Below are 17,845 nucleotides of genomic sequence, written 5' to 3' on the forward strand. Positions count from 1 at the left end.
TGGATCCGAACCCAACGGCTCGGGTGCTCGATCCATCCGTGCCAGGGCACAGACATACTATATAGGAGGGGACCATGGTCACGATGATGGCGCTCAGCCCGAAAGGGCACGATAAGAACGGGAACAACATCATTAACTATTTCCTGGCCAAGGAAGCCCGGTATTACGTCAACGAGGTGACGGGGAAGATCGAGAACCAGACGACCTGGATGGGCAAGGGGGCGGAGGCGCTGGGGCTGAAGGGCGAGGTGAGTGAGGAGGTGCTGCTGAACCTGCTGAACGGCAAGCTCCCGGACGGGGCGAAGGGCGTGCAGAACGTGGGCCGTGGCGGCCGTCGTGCGGCGTTCGACATGTGCGCCACCGCGGAGAAGACGGTCTCCATGCTGATGGCGGACCCGACGAACACGCCGGAGGAGCGGGAAGCGATCATCCAGGCGCACAAGCACGCAGCACGGATGATGATCAAGTTCGTGGAATCCGAGCTGTACGCACGGGTTGGGGCGCAGGGCAATGAGATCGTCCGCAACGTCGGCATGATCGCGGCCGAGGTCACGCATTACTCGAACCGCGACCTCGACCCGAACCTTCACTCGCACTACATTGTCATGAACATGGTGCACTCGATCGGCCCCGACGGGAAGGAACGGGTGACCACGTTCGAGAACAGCACCCTGATGGCGATCAAGCACGCGGCCGGCGCCATCTACCGCAACCAGCTCGCGCACGAGATCCAGGAGCTGGGCTACCAGGTCAACAAGCACATCCAGCTCAACGCGAAAGGTCGCGAGACCGGTGACGTATTCTTCCGTGTGGCGGGGATCGACGAGGAAAGCCGCAACGCGCACAGCAAGCGCCGCATGGACATCCTGGCGTACATGGAGGCCCATCCCGAGGTCACCGAGGACCAGGCCGCCGAGCGCACCCGCAAGGACAAGGACGAGCCGTCCATCCAGGAGCTGCGGGAAATCTGGAAGCGGGAGTTTGAGGAGCGCCGGCAGCGGAACCCGAACGCCTACCAGTCCGTGGCTGCGTTGAAGAACCCGGAGGTCGTGTCGAACCTGGGCCACAAGGACATGGAGCCGGTGAAGGGCCAGGAGAAGCAGCAGGACATGACCCCGAAGTCGGACGACGAGATCCTCAAGACCGTCCACGTGGCGTCGTCCCTGTTCACCCGCTACGAGCTGATGAAGCAGGTCGCGTTCGAATACGTGGGCCGGATGGACATGCGCGGCGTGCTCGAGAAGACCAACGCCATCCTGGACGACGCGAAGCGCGTCCTGGCGTTCGAGCACGACCCGAAGACCGGCGTGGCGCGGTACGCCTCCCAGGCCATGGTGGACCTGGAGGCTGGGATCATCAAGAAGGCCGCGGCGCGTGCGGACGAGCAGTCGATCCGCCTGACCAAGGAGCAGGTCGACGCCGGCCTGGCCAAGTTCCAGCAGAAGAACCCGCACCTGAAACTGAACGCCGAGCAGGAGGGCAGCGTTCGCTACATCTGCTCGGACACCGGTGGCAACGCGATCATCTCGGGCCGCGCGGGCACGGGCAAGACCACGTCCTTCATCGCGACCAAGATCACGTGGGAGGAGGCCGGGGGCAAGCTCATCGGCGTGTCCGAATCCTGGAAGGCGGCCAAGAAGCTGCAGAGCGAGAGCGGGGTGGAGAGCTACTCGACCCGCACGACCCTGCACCGGATCAAGAACGGCAAGCTCCCGCTGGACAGCAAGACCATGCTGATCATCGACGAGGCCGGCATGCAGACCTCCCAGAGCATCGCGGAAATGCAGGACTTGTGCGACAAGGCCGGGGCCAAGCTGGTGCTCATGGGCGATCACCTGCAGTTGCAGCCGGTGGGCGCCGGGTCGGGCTTCCGGATCATGCAGGCGCGGATTCAGGACCACGCGCTCAAGGAGATCCGCCGGCAGCGCGAGGAGCGCGACCGGGTAACGGCCAACATGCTGTACGACGAGCGCGACGGCCAGAAGATTTTCGATCGCTACCTGGCCAACGGCCACATCCGCACGGCGGAGACCGAGCCCGAGGCGCGGGCCCTGCTGGTGCGCGACTACTTCAAGACCGAGGGCCTGGGCGAGCCCGAAACCGTCAAGCTCATGGTGGGCGGTGAGCTGCGCGACGTGGACATGTCCGTGCGCGACAAGCTGGTGTTCATGGCGGGGGACAAGACCCTGGGCATCCACGCCAACGACACCGGCGTGGTGAAGGCCATGGAGCTGAACGAGAACGGTGAGGGGTTCCTGATCGAGGTGGAGGTCACCCCCGCCGACCTGAACCAGAAGAAGCACACGGTGTGGGTCGACACCACCCAGTTCAACGAGTTCAACCGGGACTACGCGCAGACGTTGGTGATCTGCGGGACCAACCGTGAGGTACAGCAGGTGAATGAAGACATCCGGCAGGGATTCAAGGAGCGGGGGCTCCTGGGCGAGGACCATCGCGTACGGCTGATCGTCAACGACGAGTGGCGTCAGGTGATGCTGGCCACCGGGGACAAGGTGGTGTTCAGCGAAAAGCACGACGACCTGGGCGTGTCGAACGGCGAGGGCGGGATCATCACGCAGCTCCGCAAGTCCGACGATGGGGCCAGCCACCTCATCACCGTTCGTCTGGTCAGCGAAATCGCTGAGCAGAACGGCCGGTACGTCTCGTTCGACACCAAGGACATGCCGGACCTGGAGCTGGCGTACGCTGGCACCGTTCACAAATCCCAGGGCCAGTCGATTCCGAAGACCATGCACTACGTGGGTCCGGGCGGTTTGCACATGGTCAACAACCAGTCGGCGCTGGTGGCGATGACCCGGATGAAGGACGAGTACGGCATGTATGGCGTCGATGAGGATCTGCTGGGCACCATCGACGAGGACGGCACCCGCCGCGGCGGGATCGCCCAAGCCCTCACTGAGCAGGCGCTGAACGTCACCACCATGGACGTGAAGCAGATCACCCGCGAGGAGGCGAAGGAGATCCGCCCGCAGCAGCGCGGGGCGTCCCGTCGTCTCGAACCGATCAAGATCCCCGCTCACCTGGAGGCCGAGCTGGCCACGTCCCGAACCGAGGAACGCGAGGCGCTGAAGGCCCGTGGCATCGCCCAGGCGGCGGAGAGCGAGGAAGCGTCGCGCCGTCGGCTGGCCGGCGACCCGCAGCACGCGGCGGACCTGCGCGCCCGTGCTGCGGTGAACGAGCGCGAGGCGACGGCAACGCAGGCGCAGAGCGGGTTCGTGGCGTCCATGACCCAGCTCAACGCCCGCAAGGCGGCGGCACGGGCCGCGTACGAGGCACGGCAGAAGGCGGAGGCCCAGGCGGTGGCGAAGCGCGCAGCGGAGCAGGCGGCGCAGCAGGCGGCGACCCGCGCGCTCCCGCCGACGCCGGCGCAGGAGCAGCAGCGCAAGCTGGAAGCGGAACGCAGCCTGCGCCGGGAGCGCGATTACGAGTACGACTACGGGCGTTCCCGCTGATCGTCCGCCCCATGCAAAAGGCCCGGTTACCCGGGCCTTTGTCGTACAGGGGCGGTGCGCGTCAGCGTCGACGCGCGCTGGCCATCAGCCGCTCGATCAGCCCCACGGTCACGTCGGTGAGGCGGTGCCCGTCGGCGCTGACCTTGGCCTTCACCTGGCGGTACAGCGGCGTGGGCAGGTCCAGGCTCAACCGTTCCCGGTCCTCGGTGGGCGCGACCGAGGGCACGGTGACGGTCACCGTCCCGGCGAGCCAGTCCTCCAGCAGCCCACGGAACAGCGTCGTGAGCGTGGACCCCGACGCCTCGGCCCGGGCTTCGACGAACCGTTTGTGCGCGATCGGCAGGCGCACGTGGAACCGGGTGCTCCCCGCGGCGTTGTTCCCCTTGCGTTCTGCCTCGGGGGTGCGGACCAGGCGCAGCGCGGGCGGGGGCACCACCACGGCCGGCTTCTCGTCCTGGGCCTTGCGGGCGCTGGGGCGTTGAAACGAAAGCGTCGTTTTCACAAGCACCCCCTCACGCCGCGGCCAGGCCGGCGCGGTCGGTGCCATGGCACGTCGCCAGCATCGCCAGGACCTCGCGCGCCACACCGCGCATTTCGGCCTGGGCCTGCGCGTCCGAGTGCTGGAAGACCGTGACGCCGTTGGCCGCCGCTTCGACGTAGCTTTTGCGGGCGTGCATCACCGTGTCCAGCACCGGGATCCCCGTTTCCTGCAACGCTTCCCGGGTCAGGCGGGCCAGGCGCGAGCGCGGCGACGCTTGGGTGATCAGGAACGCGGCTTTCGTGCGCCCGTCCGTGATGTCCATGCGGGTGCGCACCAGGTCGACCAGCTTGGCGTTGGCCCACATGTCGAACGCCGACGGCTGGATGGGCAGCAGCACGAAATCGGCGGCACGCACGGCGGCGATCGTCGCCGGGTTCGAGGCCTCGATCCCCGGGCAGTCGAACACCCGCAGATCGCGCGGCTCGCGCACGGTCGCCAGGAACTGGTCGAGCGTGGGGCGCGGGCAGGCCAGCACCGGGAACGGACGGGCACCGTCGCCGGCGGCCTCGTGCCATTCGCTCGCGGACATCTGCGGGTCCAGGTCGAAAAGCTGCGCGTCGAATCCGGTGCCCAGCTCCACGCCCAGCTCCTGGGCGATGGCGTCCGGCAGGTTCACGCACGTGGTGGTCTTGCTCGTACCGCCCTTGGTGCTGCATGCAACGATGGTCATCGGTTTCATGAGGGTGTCCTTGTTTTTGGGTGTGCCGTGGCACGGCTTAACCGAAACGGAACCGTGCAGTGGCACGGATGAGTCGCATGTAACCACGGGTACGGATATGATGTCAACATGTGCCGTGGCACGGCTTAACATGTTCCGGAACCCTTGAGAGACAAGGGGTTGCCGGAAACGGCGGGTCCGCGTCGCGTGTACGTGAGCGGGAACCCGTGGGTACGCGATGATGGCCGAAGGCGGAGGGATCGGGTGGTGTCCGAGGTTTTGACGCCACGCGACGGTGAGACCGTCATCGTTACGTTTGCAAAAACGGATTTGTGTGCAATCCTGGAAAAACAGTAGGCCCCTGGGCCAGCTCAACCACCTACCCAAACCACCTGATGGAGGTCTTTGAAATGTCGCGTCTTTCGTTGTCGCGTGTGTTTGTTCTCCCCCCGGACAAGGGGCTCATAGACCTGAACGGCTGGACCCTCGACCAGTGGGACCGGTACGGATTCACCGGCTGGGACGACGGCTGCGCGTCGTACTTCCTGACCCTGCACCCGAGAAACCGGGACATGCCGGCCTGGTCGTTCGGCGATCGGGCGGCGGAGTTCGGGTCGCCCTGGGTCCTGCAACAGGTCCTGCGGGTGCTGTTCAACGTCGACCAGGCGGGCGTGGACGCGGGCTGGTTCGCGTTCAAGCCGGGCATGGCCGAGCGCCTGGCCCAGGATCGGGACACCTACTTCGACCGGCACCCGGTGGCGGAGAACGCCCGGGAGGCAGCGGACGACCTGATCCGCTCGTTCCACGAGGAGGACGCGTCGTTCCAGCCGTACGCGGCTCCGCATCCCCTGGACGAGGCATGGCTGCTGGCCCACGCCCTGGTGGAACCGGCACCGCGTGAGGCGGTCCCGGCATGACAGCGCGTCGGGAGGAGGGCGCACCAAGAACAAAGCGGGCCGCGGCCCGCTTTGTCGTTACTGGTGCTCGGCGTTCCAGCGCTGGATCAGCGCGGACGTGACCTCGATCATGCTGCAATCGAGCTTCACGCATTGGAGCTTGAAGCGCTTGTACACCTTTTCCGGCAGGTCCGCCACGAACCGCACGCCCACCTTGGCGTTGTTCGGCTTGGGCTGACGGCCCGGCCAGTCGTCGCGCGGCGTCTTGAAGTCCGGCAGCTCGACCACTTCCAGCTCGAACGCCCCGGACAGCCACCGCTCGACCTCCCGGGTGAACGTCTCGGTCATCTGCAGACCGTTCTGCGCCGTCAGGTGCGCGAACGTGTCCTTGTCCTTTTTCCACATGTAGCCGTGGACGCGCTTCACGGGGATGGGCTGACCCCGCGGTGCACGGGTCCGCTTCACAGCCCCCTCGTCGGCTAGGTCCATCGCTTCCGTTGTCGTCGCCATCCCTTGACATCCCGTTGGTGCTGAAAGCCCGAGCTTCTCAAGATTCGCGGGGCGACGCAAGCACTTCTTACGTGCCGTGGCACCCCTTGGGCACGCGCAAGCACCGGCAACAGCACGGCGGGACCAGCCGGGCCCCTGGTGGGTTCCCGGTGGCCTGGATCCGTGCCACAGCACGGGCAGACCCTACCCCGAACGGCTGACCCCCGAACGGCTCAACGTCCCGCGGCGTTACTCGCCGCGCCGTGCCGGTCTCCCCCGTGGGCGCGTGGTCCACACCTTTCCGTGGTCGCTGCCCGGTCCGCCTTGAACCGACGTCTAGCCCAACACCGTGCCCCTGGTGGGGCAAGGCACCGCTGCGCTCGTCGTCCTCTCCCGGTCCTTCCCTCCTGATGGTCGGTCAGGCGTGCGGCATCCGGCGACGGCCTGGCCCCGGGTCCCGGCAGGGCTTGTTCGACGTCAGGCGGCTCCAGACAGCAGAAACCCACGGAAAGGACGAACAGCCATGACCACGACGAACCCACAGACCGGCACGAACAGCGCAAACCGCGACGGTTCCTTCGCCTCCCAGGCTCACCAAACAGCAGGTGTCACGGCAACGGCGCAACCGTTCAAGAACGAGTGCTACGCCACCGAGGTGATCGACGGTACCCCCGAGCGTTTCGACGCCATCGAGATTCAGGGCGTCCGCGAGGAGATCGACCTGATCGACCCGGCGAAGAGCTGCTGCGAGGTGGACAACCAGAACCCGCAGTTTTTCTCCGTCTACCTGCACGAGGTGGAGGGCGGCGTGGCGTGCGTGGCGGACCTTGCGACCCACGAGCTGGCCGTGGCCTACGCCGAGCAACTGGCCGGCCGCTACGACTGGGCGATCTACGACTACCACCTGACCCACTGACCACATTCGAGGACCACGACCATGACGACCACCACCATCTCCGCCATCTCCCCGACCCGTGGCTGGGTTTTCGACGGCGAGGTACGCGAGCTGACGATCGACGGCCACACCTACCGTTTCCGGGTCAACGTCGAGAACGACGACGACAAGGGCGCCCCGTGGGACGAGGAGGACGGCCACGGCCCCGTGAGCGACTGGACCACGCGCGACAAGCGCCCGGGCGAGTGGGTCCTTTCGAGCGACCACGGCAGCAAGCGGTTCTACGACGTGGCCGAGGCCAACCGGATCGCGAAGCGTGAGGGCTGGGGCTTGTCCGAGGCGCAGCGTCAGGCGTTGATCGCCCGGCTGGCGAAGGACCGCGTGGTGCGCCGCCCCGTTGGCAAGGCGACCGTGTCCCACCGTTTCGGCGGGTTGATGCAGGAGCACCGCCGCGCGACGGAGACCGTGACGGTCCCCGGGCGTGACCCGAGCAAACCCCTCACCGAGGGCGAGGTGCGCGCCGAGGCGGTGCGTCTGGACTTCGAGCACCTGCGCCGCTGGGCTGCAGACCAGTGGAACTGGGTGGGCGTGGTCGTGACGTTGCTGGGCGACGACGAGGACCTGGACGGCCTCGTGGCGAACGACTACGGGCACGCGTTGTGGGGCATCGAAAGCGACGGCGACGCGTACCTCGAGGGCGTGGCCATCGAGCTGATGACCGAGGCCGCCACCGAGGCGCACCGCGAGACCCTGGAAGCGGCGCACTGGGCATCGCGCGACGTGCAGACCCACTGATTCACCCGGATCCGTGCCACGGCACGGGTCCACCCCACCAACAACGGAGAACACGATGGCACGCAAGAACGCACGCACCACCCGGACCCAAGCCCTGATCGAGGGCTTCCGGGGCAACGACAACGAGTTTTCGATGCTCAAGGGCGTGCTTTGCATGGCCCACGGCTGGAGCTACCCCGACACCCAGCGGCTGGGCACGCTGATCGACAGCGCGCTGATCGCGCAGCGAATGGACGAGATCAACAACGAGGCCCGGGCCCGCATGCTCGCCGAGCTGGACGCGATGAAGCAGGCCGGGCAGAAGGCCTGACGACGGGCGCCCCGCGGTGCGGGGCTGCTGAACGGCGCGGGCAGGCGATTCGGCCACGGGTCGCTATCGACGCCACTCCGGTGCTGCATACGCTCAACCGCCGGAGCCCGCGTAACCCAGGGGCGGCCGGGACGGCCTGGTGAAGCGGAACGGCGGCGCTCGAACCGTCCAGCGCGGGGGGCCGCTCCGAGCGGTGGGGCGAAGCATCCAGCAGGTGCTTCACCAACGTCAACGACCAACCGCTGGGCCATGCAGCGCCCAGCAGCGCCGTGCCAGGGCACGTCGGCGGTGGTGTCAAACGTGGCGCGGTGATCCCTGGGCTCAGGGGTGTTGAAAACGTTCGTTGCTCCCCGGTCCGCCTTTCTCCGACGCATAGGCCAGCCTGTCCACCCGATAGGGCAAGGGTGCTGCGCAGCGTTGCCACGTCCTCTCCCGTTCCCCTTTCTCCCTCCGGTCGTGCGGCGCGTGCGGCATCCGGTCGTGCCCTGGCCCTGGTGGCCTGGCCGTCCTGGTTATGCGTCAAGGCGGCTCCGAAGAGCAAACGAACTCAACCCACCCTGAGAAGGAGAAACACCATGGCTCACCTTACCGACACCACCGCTACCAACGCACAAGCCACCCCGCGCCGTTCCTCGCGCCCCAAGGCTTCCAAAGAGCAAGTTTCCAACGTCAACACCCAGGAGCAGACCATGACGACCAGCACCGCAGCAGCACCGGCAGCAGACACGACCTTCGCCGACGTGGCGGACGCCACCGCAGGCACGACCGGCACCCCGGGTACGAGCGCTCCCGAAGCGCAACCGGCGGCAGCACCGGCAGCACCGAAGGCGAGCACCACCGACGGCTACGTCAAGGTCCGCGTGTTCGTCCTGGCGACGACGCAGGACGGCACCCCCGAGTTCTTCACGGCGATGGTCGGCACGACCGCCGACGAGATCGCGGCGAAGAAGCACCACGGCAAGGCCGCCCGCAAGGCCGCGAACGAAGGCTACAAGTGGCCCATGACCGTGTTCGACGAGAACAGCACGGCGGCACGTCAGCTCGAAGTCATGGCCGGCCGCCAACGCGATGCGATGAACCGCGCGTAAGGCTTCCCGGCGGGGTGGCGACACCCCGCTGGACCGATTCACCCCGACGAGGACCCCCGCGATGAACAAGCCGACCTACCGCGCCGTACGGCGTCTCCTCCGGGACAACGGGCGGTACGCGCTGCGCTGGCTCCCGGCCGACGTGGCGGCGGTGATGGACCGCCTGATGTTCACGAAGACCAACGATCCGCTGGCGGACCGGGCGTTCGTGCAGGACTACGACCGCCGGCTGGCGGGCTGAACGACACCGGGACCCGCACGCTACGGTTTGCCGGGTCCCCCAACCAGGACAAGACCATGAAGACGTTCGACATCACCATGACCGTCAAGGTGACGGATCCGAAAGCCCTGCTCGAGGCCGCCATCGCCAGCGCGATGCGCCCGGGCCCGACGGGGCAGGTGTTCTACGCGAGCCCGGAGGCGGCGCGCGAAGAACTGACCGAGGAGGACGGCACGCCGAACTTCGGGGCGTGCATCCAGGAGCTGCTGGACCCGGGCGTGTCGCCGGCGGGGCTGAACATCGAGGAGTGCACCGTCGAGGCGTGGGACGTGCCGCAGGACCAGCCGGACGGCGAGTCCGAAACGACGGACGCGGCGGCGCGCACGGGCGACGATCCCCGGCTGATGCCCCGGGCCGACTGGCAGACCCAGTCGCGCGGCAGCAACGACGCGGAATACGAGATCTACAGAACGAACGCCGAGTCGCTGGGCTGGCGGGTGAAGTCCTACGACGAGTGGCTCAACAGCTAACCCCAGGCCGTGCCCAGGCACGGCCCGTCCCCGCACGCTACGGTTTGACGGGGACGACCACCACCAGGAGAAACCGATGACGACCAACAGCGCCAAACGCCTGCCGGACGGCACGTACGCGATCCAGATGTACGTGCTCGCGACGAACGCCGAGGGCAAGATGCAGTTCCACCTGACGTGCCTGCGGGGCGTCCCGGAGGAGGACCTGATCGCCGAGAAGCACCATCTGCGGGCGGTGCAGAGCGCGCACGAGGCGGGCCTGACGGGCACGTTCGTGGTGTTCGACCAGAACGAGCCGGCCGCGGCACAGCTTGCGGTGCTGGCGCGGCACCAGCAGATGGCCGGTGGCCCTTTGCTGGACCCCAGCCTCTACGTGGACGCGGTCTGGTCCACCTGATCCGAAGCATCCGGCGGCCGGGCGACCGGCCGCTACCAGGTCCCGGTGCGGGTGGGCCCTGGCAGCGGGGGAGCGGAACGCGGGGCGTCCCGCCAACGTCAACACCGCCCGGGGAACCGGGCACGGAACGGCAGGCCTTCGGCCTCGATCGCGGGCACGACGTCATCCCCTGGGCGAGGGCGCGTGAGCGAGCTGCAGGGGCCTCCGGCCCCGGGTGTTCCCCTCGGGTCCGGCACCACCCTCGGACGGGTCCTCGTTCGGCTCGCCCAGCATGACGGCATGCCCAGCCAGGCGTCGCGCTGGAGCGCGTCGCAAGGCGTTGCGCCGTGCCTGGGCACGGCTTGGCACCACCACCCCGACCAGCTTTCCACCGTGACCCCGCACGGACGCATGACCACGGCGTTACGGCATCGCGACGCGTTCCCACGCTGGGTGCGGGTCCATTCCCCTGTTGCGCGACCGCTCCCTTTTCGCCTCCCGACCGACGTGTAGCCTAGCCCGTTCCCCTGTCGGGGCAAGGCACCGCTGGCGCTCGTCGTCCTCTCCCGTTCCCTTCGGGCATGCGGCATCCGGCGACGGCCTGGCCCCGGGTCCCGGGCTGGGCTTTTTCCACGTCACGGCGAAAACGGGAAGCAGAACCCACTCAACAGGAGAGCAGACATGACCCGCACCCAGCAACGCATCGCGACCACGAACGTCCTGGCCCAGGACGTTCCCTTTTCGATCCCGGCTCAACAAAAAGCAGATGTGGTGAAGCTCGACCGCGACACCTGCCTGCGCTACGACCTGACGGGCGGTCCGGTGTATGTGACGCGCGAGGCTGCTTCAAGCCCTTACATCGAGCAGGGGCTGGCGTGGTTCACCGACTGCCCAGACAGCATCGAGACCGGCATGACGGTGGTCGTCGCCCCGGGCCTGGAATGCCTCTTCGGCTTCGACCCGCACGCCTCGAATCGTGACGCGTTTTTCCTCTACATCTGGAAGAACTGATGCCCGGCCGGGCGCTGCGGCGTCCGGTCCATCCTGACCCCTGACGGACCCACGACCATGACCATCCAGTTCCTCCCCCGCATCACCGTCGAGCTGAACGCCGACGCATGGGACCTCTACGACAACCCGGGCCGCGACGAGGCGGCGCGCACGCTCAGCACGGCGGCCGGTGAAGCATTGACCCAAGCCTGGGGCCTGATGGCGGGCCTGCACCCGGTGTCGATCATCGACGCGCACCGCTACGCGTTGGAGCAATGGGAGAAGGTCGCCGACCGCCTGGACGGCGTGGGCGCGTCCGACACGGAACCCCGTGCGGTGATGGCGAAGCTGGCGCGGGACTACCTGCTCGAAAGCCCGGCCAAGGCGCTGGACCGTCAACGCCGGGCGGCGGGCTGATCGCCGGCACCCAACCATCCACCCGGGGGCGTGCTCCCCGGGATTCATTCGAGGACCACGACCATGACCACCAAGACGACCCGCACCCCCAAGACCCGGACCCTGTACTCGGTCCGCTACTACCGCACCGGCCAGGCCATCGGCACCACCGTCGGGCACAAATGCCGGCTGGTCCCGCTGCGGATCGCGCGACGCATCGCCCGACGGCTGCGGCGCTGCGGGCTGGAGGTGCAACTGGCGCAGATGGTCGTGCGCGTGACGCCCGAGCAGGTGGGCTACCTGGAGCGGCGGTACGGGTAGGCGTGGATGAGGGGCGGCGGAGCCGTGCCTGGGCACGGCTTGACGAGGACCTGCGCCCATGAGAGCCTGGTCGTACAGCAGTGGACCGGGGACTCTCCTCCCTCCGGTTCGTTGCTCGAAGGGCCAGCGAAGCGCTGGCCCTTCCCATGGGCGCTACGCGGAACGTCCCGGCAGCCCCATCCGCTCGCGGAGCTTGTTGGTCAGCTCCTCGATCACGGCGCGCTCGGCCGTCACCTTGGGGGTCTTGTGCAGCTCGACCCACCAGGCGTTGATCTGGTCCTCGGGCACGTCGAACCGGCGCAGCCATCCTTCGGTGGCCACCACGGTGCTCAGGAGCGGGGCGGTGCTGTCGAGCGTCCCGTCCTGCAACGTGTCGATCGTGTCGGCGACGATCGGGCGCAACGCCTGGTTCAGGATCACGTACGCGGCCGGGGGCAGGACCGGCTTGCCCGGGCCGTCCGAGATCCCGGTCTCCGGTGCGGCACCCGCCTGGATGATCAGGCCGCCATCGCCCAGGGGCTCGCGGATGAACCAGTCCGGCGGCAGCGCGAGCGACGACGCACCGCCGACCTCGCGGACCAGCTCCGCGTCGAGCGCGTTCAGCCAGTCCACGGTTTTGATCCTGGTGTAGAGCTTGCGGACGTTCGAGCGCATGGGGTCGCCCACGTCGATCCCGGGCCCGAAGCGTCGCGCGTAGAAATACTCGCTGGCTTCGTTGGGGCGGCGACCCATCGGCGGCACGTTCACCGCGAACCCGGCGTGACCGTGCACGGTGGGCAGGGCCTGGGCGAACGCGTTGAACATCGCCTGGAACCGGGCGGGACGGTGCACGAGGAACGCGCGGGGCACCGTGAAGGAGACCCCGTCCAGACCGCGCTTGCGCTCGGCCTTCCAATCGCTCAGTGCGAACACTGTGAAGTCGTAGAACCCGGTGGCCAGCTTGTGGTCCGCGCTGGTCATGGCCACGGCCAGGGTCTCGTTCGGGGGCACCGACTTGGCCAGGCGCTCGAATCCCGACGGGTCGTAAGCGGTCGGGTCCTCACCTTCCGCGTAGAGCCAGCGCAGGGGGCCGGTCTTCGACGGTTCCTGGCCGGCGGCCACTTCGCTGGCGTGGTGGTACTCCTCGATCATGGCGCTGTACTGCTCGAAGCAGTTCACCAGGGCCTTGCGTACCTCGGGGCTGGAACCGTTGCGGAAATACAGGACGCCCCGGACCACCAGCGCGGCGCCGGTGATCCCCTTGCGGTGCGGGGGCTCGTAGAGCCCGTAGGGCATGGTGTCCGCGCGGCGCGGATCCTTGGCCCAAGCTTCGATTTGATCGTTCGTCATGGCGTCAACTTACCAGAGGGGAGCGGGGAACGGGGCAGGGCCTGGCGCGACCGGCGGAAGCGGTGGGCCTCCGGGCGCGCTGCTGCCACCACCGTACAGCTCGTCGAGGTCGGACTGCGGGGCGCGTTGCTTCGACGAGGACGTTTGCTTTTCCCCATCGTCGTCGCCGCACCCGCACTCGGTGGCACCGAGGTGGGCGAACTTCGAATGGCCGCCCGCGATTTCAACGTAGTCCGCCTCCTGGTCCGGCCCGTACCGGTCCCCGGGGAACTTCATTTCGACGACCGTCTTGATGTTCGATTGTACGGGCGGCTGGGTCGGGTCGTTGACGATCACCACGTCCGGACGGCGCACGTCCCCGGACTGGTAGGCCTTGCCCTTGCTGGGCCACACGTCCCGGATCCACTGGCGCACGCTCGGGTGCGGCTCGAGCGGGGCGCTGTCGTCCATGATCGGGGACGGCGGGTCCGTGGTCATGTCGTACGGCTGCTCCGGGCGGTATTCCGTCGGGGCGCCCGTCTCCATTTTCGAGACCTCGTTCGCCAGGCCCAGGCGCTGCTCGACGCACCGCTGGCGCTGGACCCGTCCCGACTTGGTGGCGACGCCGATCTGCCGGCACTTGCAGAACGTGCGGCAGAGGACCTCGCGGTCCTTCGGCGAGAGCCGGGACGCGCTGGCCCCGACCTGCGTGGTCTGGCCTTCCGGGCTCATTCCCCCGGGCGCCGACCCCGGGGCGTACCCGGTCATGCCTCGGTCCCCGGCTGGTGGAACGACAGGGACGAGGCCTGGTGCCCTTCGAGCCAGTCGGTGAACCCGTTGGCGTCGGTCGTACCTTGGACGACCCGACCGTCGGAGGCGGTGACGGTGTAGGGATGGCCGGCGAGCGGCTGGCGGGTGGCGTCGTCGATCACCTGGAAGCGTCCGCGCTGGGTGGCGTCCTGGCTGGCCTGCGACAGTACGCTCTTGCCCCCGCCGATGGACCCGCCCGGGCCGCTGGTCGGATCCGCGGTGGCGGTGCTCTGGCTGGCGATGAGCGACGCCCCGCAGGCGGTGGTGTCGCCTTCGGAGGCGACGGGGCGACCGTCGAACGTCATGCCCAGGTTTTTCACCCCGACGATCGGGTAGATCCCGCCGCACTTCGGGCACGACACCTTGTCGCCGAGCAGGGCGAGGGGCCGCCCGTCGACCTTGTTGGTGGGCGTGCAGGCGAGAACACGCCCGCCGTGCGAGGTGGTGTCCCCCTCGCGGATGAACGCAAAACCCATGCCGCATACCTCCCTTCCGTTTGGTCGGAGGAATGTAGCACAGCGGGTTTTCCCCGAGCCAGCCTGTCAACGTTGACAGGTGTCGGGGCGGTGTGGGAAGGTCCGGACCGCAGCGCGAACGGGCCCGTGAGGGCTGCTGCAGCGTGATGAAGGCCGGCCTTGCGCCGGCCTTTGTCCGTCAATCGTCGATCGGGTCGTTGAACGTCGGACTGTCGTTCCCGCCACCGCTGCGATTCATCCCGGGCGTCACCTTGTGCCAGCGGAACGCTTCCGAGGGCTTCACGGCGTTGTTCGCCAGGTGTACGGCTTCGTCGTAGGTGGTGGCGGGGTCGAGCCACACCTTCGCCTCCTCCAACGTGAGGACCAGGGGGCGGCGATCGTGGATGTCGCCCAGCAGGCCCGAGGCGGCGTCGGTGACGATCACGAACCCGTCGACCACGCCCGGCGTGCTGGGCGGTGGGGTACCTTCGCGCACGCTGGACAGACCGGCGAAATACGTGGGCGGGCCGTCCGCCGTCTGGATGAACCACGGCTGCTTGCGGCCCGGGTCGCCGGTCCACTCGTAGTAGCCGTCGCAGGGCACGAGCACGCGGTGGGCCTTCCACATCCACTTCCAGGCGGAACTGGACGCCTTGTCCAGGCGTGCGTTGATCAGCATTTTCTGCTTGCGCTCGACCGCCCAGGCGGGGCGGTAGCCCCACGTTTGCAGACGGGGACCGTCGGGGGTGATGACCGGCTGCTGGCTCCCCGGGGACACGTTCCAGCTCGGCCGGAAGATGTCCGCGTGCCCGCGCAGGCGTGGATCGTTCTCGTCCGTCGCGAGGGGCACCACGTAGAAGAGGTCGCCCTGACCTCGGCTGTACCGTCCGCACATCGCACGACCTCCTGGGGGCGCCGGTTCAGCCGACAGGGTAACGCGCCCTCGCTGGTGATGCGCGGGTCGGGCTCAGTCCCGCGCGGGGTCCGTCTCTTTTTTCAGGAGCGCCGCCAGGTGGTGGGCGGATTTCAGGACGATCGCGCGCTGGGCCGGGGCCAGCCCTTTCAGCGAGGCGATGAGGGTGCGGGCCTCGTCGGTGGGGTGCACCGAGGCAGAGGTCAGGATTTCCTCGATCGGGACGTCGAGGACGTCGCAGAACATGACCAGCCGTTCGATCGAAATGGCGACCTTCCCGCCCTCGAGTCGCGAGACGCTCTCCTTTTCCAGACCGAGCTTGTCGGCGAGCACCGCTTGGGTCCAGCCGCGGGCGCGACGAACAGCGGCCAGCCGCTGACCGATCCCCTGGACCATTTCCTTGGTACTCCGCTCGTCGACCGCCTTAGCCAAACCAAAATCTCCCAACACGTCATCGGATGACGTGAAGTGTGGCGTCAGGCAGGGCGTTTGTAGATGACTCAAACTGTAACTGATGACACGGTTTGCATTTTAGGAGCGATTTGCACGAAAAAAAGGTGCAGAAACCCGTCCCCTGGCACGGGCGGCCGTATCAGGCGGAGGTGGGGCGGTGAATCGGCCAGACGGGTCGGATCCGGTCCACGCGGGCGAGGTGGTCACCCGATGGGGCGAAGGTGCCCTGGCACAGGTTGCCGGCGGCGTGCAGCGCCAGGACGAGGACGTGGGCCTGCCTTGATGCGCAGACACCGATGAACCATCAGCGTGTGCGAGGCAGGCCCTGACCACCGGTCAGTGGGTCCGGAAGGTGTTCCAGGTGTCGGTGTCGAGGTGCATGGAGGCCATCACCTCGAACAGGTACAGCTCAAGGTCGTTGTCGATCTGCACGAACGCGACCGACATGTCCCGCAGGCGGCCTTGGGCGGTGAGGAAGACCTCGCGGAACTGATCGTCCTTCATCGCCTGGTCCCGCTTCATTTCGTGCGGGAAATCCCCCTTGGCCATTTTGTAGACCAGGCTGGCGGCGGAGTGGGTCTCGAAGTTCAGATGCTGCAGCAGGCGCTTGACCACCGTGCGCGAGATTCCGACGTACACCGGGCGGTACACGTCGAGGAACACGTAGCAACCGGGGAAGTCGGTGGTGCGCTGGACCTTGGCCAAGACCTCGGGGGTGGCGGTCTTGAACCCCACAAACGTGCTGGCGGGCATGGGCGACCGCAGGGCCTCCTTCAACCGTTCCAGGTACGCCGGAAGAACGGTCGAAGCCAGCTCGTCGAAGGTGTGGGTGCAGTTGTCGATGGGCATACAGTGAGGGACGGAAGGGGGAACCTGGGGATCATAACCGGCGGTCTGGGCATACTGGGCATACACGGCCCAAGCCCCGCGGTGAGCCGTTTGGCGGCTCTAAAGTATGCCCAGCCCCTTGGGCATACCGTTCCGTAGGGCCGCGGGCGGCGGTGGCGCGGTCGGTTTCGCCGAACCTTACAGTCGCGTCGAAACAACGCCAATAGCCCGCAGTTGGTAGTATGCCCGGAGTATCAGGATTGATTTTTTGGCTTGGGCATACTGGCTGAAACCCTTGTCGTACAAGGGTTCAGTGTTTTACACCCTGATAATGCTGCATCATCGGGGTGTGGCCGGCAAAGGCCTCGGGCGACAGCGTGGTCATAGGTCAGGCATGAAGTTGTTGCTTGGGTTGCCCGAGTTTACCAGTGGCTTCGACGTCCACGCGCGAAGTTCGCCGTTTGGCCGATGGGCGGCGATGCCGCGTCGTTGCGATTTGTCGGATGTACTCGCCCGACTGCCCACCCACGAAGCGTCCAGGATCACCGGGCCGCTCCCGCGGCGTCGAGTGCCCGGCGCCACCAAACTGGCAAGACGGGTTCACTTACAATCAGCAGAATGCGCTTGTCGTTTCCGGGAGCAACCTTGGCCACGCCTGTATCGGCGACCTCGATGTCGTCTCGCGTGCGACGGCGCCTCGATTACCGTGCGGCAACAGGAGAACCTCGATGATCAAAGTCAGTGTCATGTACCCGTACGCCGCAGGCGCGCGCTTCGACCATGCTTACTACCGCGATAAGCACATGCCAATGGTGAAACAGCGGCTCGGTACGGCATGCCTGTACTACACGGTGGACAAGGGTATCGCAGGCGGTGCCCCCGGCGCGGACCCTGTTTACGTCGCCAAGTGCGACTTCGTCTGCACTTCCGTCGAAGCTTTCCAGGCAGCCCGCGACCCGCACGCGCAGGAGATCATGGCCGACATCGCCAATTACACGGATATACGCCCCGTGCTGCAAATCAGTGAGGTGGTCGTGGAGCGTTCGGAAGGCTAACCAGGGTCCGGATATCGCCGGACACCGCGTTCGCGTATGGCGCAG

General features: G+C 67.3%; 22 protein-coding genes. 13 read left to right on the forward strand and 9 right to left on the reverse strand.

All coding sequences use genetic code 11. The annotated features are described in order from the left end of the window. Positions 1–74 precede the first annotated feature (74 nt). Positions 75–3,473 carry a MobF family relaxase gene (gene mobF, locus HWX07_RS18750; protein WP_175877298.1) on the forward strand — a complete coding sequence of 1,133 codons (3,399 nt, stop codon included), beginning with the start codon at positions 75–77 and terminating at the stop codon, positions 3,471–3,473. 61 nt (positions 3,474–3,534) lie between these two features. Here mobF and HWX07_RS18755 read toward each other — a convergent pair whose 3' ends face one another. After that, complete coding sequence (locus HWX07_RS18755; protein ID WP_175877124.1) at positions 3,535–4,020, reverse strand: hypothetical protein; 486 nt, start codon at positions 4,018–4,020, stop codon at positions 3,535–3,537. Then, on the reverse strand, positions 3,986–4,693 hold the full coding sequence (gene parA, locus HWX07_RS18760; RefSeq protein WP_008647854.1) for a ParA family partition ATPase: 708 nt from the start codon (positions 4,691–4,693) through the stop codon (positions 3,986–3,988). Before parA ends, HWX07_RS18755 begins: the two co-directional genes overlap by 35 nt. Before the next feature lie 374 nt (positions 4,694–5,067). Here parA and HWX07_RS18765 point away from each other — a divergent pair, with 374 nt between their 5' ends. Then, positions 5,068–5,589: a hypothetical protein gene (locus tag HWX07_RS18765; RefSeq protein ID WP_175877299.1), complete on the forward strand. Its 522-nt coding sequence runs from the start codon at positions 5,068–5,070 to the stop codon at positions 5,587–5,589. Positions 5,590–5,646: 57 nt separating this feature from the next. On the opposite strand, the gene HWX07_RS18770 is transcribed toward HWX07_RS18765, so the two are convergent. Beyond that, positions 5,647–6,078 (reverse strand): hypothetical protein, encoded by a 432-nt coding sequence (locus HWX07_RS18770; protein ID WP_175877300.1) that lies wholly within the window; start codon positions 6,076–6,078, stop codon positions 5,647–5,649. 502 nt (positions 6,079–6,580) lie between these two features. Here HWX07_RS18770 and HWX07_RS18775 point away from each other — a divergent pair. From HWX07_RS18775 to HWX07_RS18820, 10 genes are all read left to right on the forward strand, one after another. Continuing rightward, positions 6,581–6,973: a hypothetical protein gene (locus tag HWX07_RS18775; protein ID WP_069744998.1), complete on the forward strand. Its 393-nt coding sequence runs from the start codon at positions 6,581–6,583 to the stop codon at positions 6,971–6,973. A 21-nt stretch (positions 6,974–6,994) separates the two neighbouring features. Beyond that, a complete protein-coding gene (locus tag HWX07_RS18780) occupies positions 6,995–7,747 on the forward strand; it encodes a hypothetical protein (RefSeq protein WP_069744999.1) in 753 nt (250 codons plus the stop codon). A 55-nt stretch (positions 7,748–7,802) separates the two neighbouring features. Continuing rightward, complete coding sequence (locus tag HWX07_RS18785) at positions 7,803–8,057, forward strand: hypothetical protein (protein ID WP_175877301.1); 255 nt, start codon at positions 7,803–7,805, stop codon at positions 8,055–8,057. 575 nt (positions 8,058–8,632) lie between these two features. Then, entirely contained in the window at positions 8,633–9,145 is a 513-nt protein-coding gene (locus HWX07_RS18790; RefSeq protein WP_146121764.1) for a hypothetical protein, read from the forward strand. A gap of 61 nt (positions 9,146–9,206) precedes the next feature. Further along, the gene (locus tag HWX07_RS18795; protein WP_175877302.1) at positions 9,207–9,386 is read left to right on the forward strand and encodes a hypothetical protein; all 180 of its coding nucleotides are present in this window, start codon (positions 9,207–9,209) and stop codon (positions 9,384–9,386) included. Positions 9,387–9,442: 56 nt separating this feature from the next. Beyond that, positions 9,443–9,895, forward strand: a complete 453-nt coding sequence (locus tag HWX07_RS18800; protein ID WP_105839795.1) for a hypothetical protein — start codon at positions 9,443–9,445, stop codon at positions 9,893–9,895. A gap of 76 nt (positions 9,896–9,971) precedes the next feature. Beyond that, positions 9,972–10,292, forward strand: coding sequence for a hypothetical protein (locus tag HWX07_RS18805; RefSeq protein WP_175877303.1), 321 nt, complete (start codon positions 9,972–9,974; stop codon positions 10,290–10,292). A 660-nt stretch (positions 10,293–10,952) separates the two neighbouring features. Then, positions 10,953–11,282, forward strand: a complete 330-nt coding sequence (locus HWX07_RS18810) for a hypothetical protein (protein ID WP_105839797.1) — start codon at positions 10,953–10,955, stop codon at positions 11,280–11,282. 57 nt (positions 11,283–11,339) lie between these two features. Next, entirely contained in the window at positions 11,340–11,678 is a 339-nt protein-coding gene (locus HWX07_RS18815; protein ID WP_105839798.1) for a hypothetical protein, read from the forward strand. Between the two features lie 63 nt (positions 11,679–11,741). Beyond that, a complete protein-coding gene (locus HWX07_RS18820; protein ID WP_105819782.1) occupies positions 11,742–11,978 on the forward strand; it encodes a hypothetical protein in 237 nt (78 codons plus the stop codon). A gap of 153 nt (positions 11,979–12,131) precedes the next feature. Here the strand turns inward: HWX07_RS18820 and HWX07_RS18825 are convergent, their stop codons facing one another. The 6 genes from HWX07_RS18825 to HWX07_RS18850 form a co-directional block, all read right to left on the reverse strand. Beyond that, complete coding sequence (locus tag HWX07_RS18825; protein ID WP_175877304.1) at positions 12,132–13,307, reverse strand: DUF3396 domain-containing protein; 1,176 nt, start codon at positions 13,305–13,307, stop codon at positions 12,132–12,134. A 9-nt stretch (positions 13,308–13,316) separates the two neighbouring features. Further along, on the reverse strand, positions 13,317–14,054 hold the full coding sequence (locus HWX07_RS18830) for a VRR-NUC domain-containing protein (protein WP_105819784.1): 738 nt from the start codon (positions 14,052–14,054) through the stop codon (positions 13,317–13,319). Beyond that, positions 14,051–14,572 carry a PAAR domain-containing protein gene (locus HWX07_RS18835; protein WP_069745010.1) on the reverse strand — a complete coding sequence of 174 codons (522 nt, stop codon included), beginning with the start codon at positions 14,570–14,572 and terminating at the stop codon, positions 14,051–14,053. The genes HWX07_RS18830 and HWX07_RS18835 overlap by 4 nt, the downstream gene beginning before the upstream one ends. A 178-nt stretch (positions 14,573–14,750) precedes the next feature. Beyond that, positions 14,751–15,446 (reverse strand): SOS response-associated peptidase, encoded by a 696-nt coding sequence (locus HWX07_RS18840; RefSeq protein WP_175877305.1) that lies wholly within the window; start codon positions 15,444–15,446, stop codon positions 14,751–14,753. Positions 15,447–15,518: 72 nt separating this feature from the next. Beyond that, positions 15,519–15,896, reverse strand: a complete 378-nt coding sequence (locus tag HWX07_RS18845) for a helix-turn-helix transcriptional regulator (RefSeq protein WP_105839801.1) — start codon at positions 15,894–15,896, stop codon at positions 15,519–15,521. Positions 15,897–16,253: 357 nt separating this feature from the next. Next, positions 16,254–16,766, reverse strand: a complete 513-nt coding sequence (locus HWX07_RS18850; RefSeq protein ID WP_208457110.1) for a hypothetical protein — start codon at positions 16,764–16,766, stop codon at positions 16,254–16,256. Positions 16,767–17,473: 707 nt separating this feature from the next. Here HWX07_RS18850 and HWX07_RS18855 point away from each other — a divergent pair. Next, entirely contained in the window at positions 17,474–17,800 is a 327-nt protein-coding gene (locus HWX07_RS18855; protein ID WP_175877306.1) for an EthD family reductase, read from the forward strand. The last annotated feature ends 45 nt before the right edge of the window (positions 17,801–17,845 follow it).

The sequence above is a fragment of the Burkholderia sp. BCC0097 genome, from assembly GCF_902832985.1.
Taxonomy (GTDB): Bacteria; Pseudomonadota; Gammaproteobacteria; order Burkholderiales; family Burkholderiaceae; genus Burkholderia; species Burkholderia orbicola.

Coding starts and splice junctions, on each gene's coding strand:
- mobF (WP_175877298.1), top strand. CDS start 75: ATGGTCACGATGATGGCGCTCAGCCCGAAAGGGCACGATAAGAACGGG.
- HWX07_RS18770 (WP_175877300.1), bottom strand. CDS start 6,078: ATGGCGACGACAACGGAAGCGATGGACCTAGCCGACGAGGGGGCTGTG.
- HWX07_RS18800 (WP_105839795.1), top strand. CDS start 9,443: ATGAAGACGTTCGACATCACCATGACCGTCAAGGTGACGGATCCGAAA.
- HWX07_RS18810 (WP_105839797.1), top strand. CDS start 10,953: ATGACCCGCACCCAGCAACGCATCGCGACCACGAACGTCCTGGCCCAG.
- HWX07_RS18830 (WP_105819784.1), bottom strand. CDS start 14,054: ATGACCGGGTACGCCCCGGGGTCGGCGCCCGGGGGAATGAGCCCGGAA.
- HWX07_RS18820 (WP_105819782.1), top strand. CDS start 11,742: ATGACCACCAAGACGACCCGCACCCCCAAGACCCGGACCCTGTACTCG.
- HWX07_RS18855 (WP_175877306.1), top strand. CDS start 17,474: ATGATCAAAGTCAGTGTCATGTACCCGTACGCCGCAGGCGCGCGCTTC.
- HWX07_RS18805 (WP_175877303.1), top strand. CDS start 9,972: ATGACGACCAACAGCGCCAAACGCCTGCCGGACGGCACGTACGCGATC.
- HWX07_RS18780 (WP_069744999.1), top strand. CDS start 6,995: ATGACGACCACCACCATCTCCGCCATCTCCCCGACCCGTGGCTGGGTT.
- HWX07_RS18765 (WP_175877299.1), top strand. CDS start 5,068: ATGGAGGTCTTTGAAATGTCGCGTCTTTCGTTGTCGCGTGTGTTTGTT.
- HWX07_RS18850 (WP_208457110.1), bottom strand. CDS start 16,766: ATGCCCATCGACAACTGCACCCACACCTTCGACGAGCTGGCTTCGACC.
- HWX07_RS18785 (WP_175877301.1), top strand. CDS start 7,803: ATGGCACGCAAGAACGCACGCACCACCCGGACCCAAGCCCTGATCGAG.
- HWX07_RS18815 (WP_105839798.1), top strand. CDS start 11,340: ATGACCATCCAGTTCCTCCCCCGCATCACCGTCGAGCTGAACGCCGAC.
- HWX07_RS18790 (WP_146121764.1), top strand. CDS start 8,633: ATGGCTCACCTTACCGACACCACCGCTACCAACGCACAAGCCACCCCG.
- HWX07_RS18755 (WP_175877124.1), bottom strand. CDS start 4,020: ATGGCACCGACCGCGCCGGCCTGGCCGCGGCGTGAGGGGGTGCTTGTG.
- HWX07_RS18795 (WP_175877302.1), top strand. CDS start 9,207: ATGAACAAGCCGACCTACCGCGCCGTACGGCGTCTCCTCCGGGACAAC.
- HWX07_RS18835 (WP_069745010.1), bottom strand. CDS start 14,572: ATGGGTTTTGCGTTCATCCGCGAGGGGGACACCACCTCGCACGGCGGG.
- HWX07_RS18840 (WP_175877305.1), bottom strand. CDS start 15,446: ATGTGCGGACGGTACAGCCGAGGTCAGGGCGACCTCTTCTACGTGGTG.
- HWX07_RS18825 (WP_175877304.1), bottom strand. CDS start 13,307: ATGACGAACGATCAAATCGAAGCTTGGGCCAAGGATCCGCGCCGCGCG.
- HWX07_RS18775 (WP_069744998.1), top strand. CDS start 6,581: ATGACCACGACGAACCCACAGACCGGCACGAACAGCGCAAACCGCGAC.
- parA (WP_008647854.1), bottom strand. CDS start 4,693: ATGAAACCGATGACCATCGTTGCATGCAGCACCAAGGGCGGTACGAGC.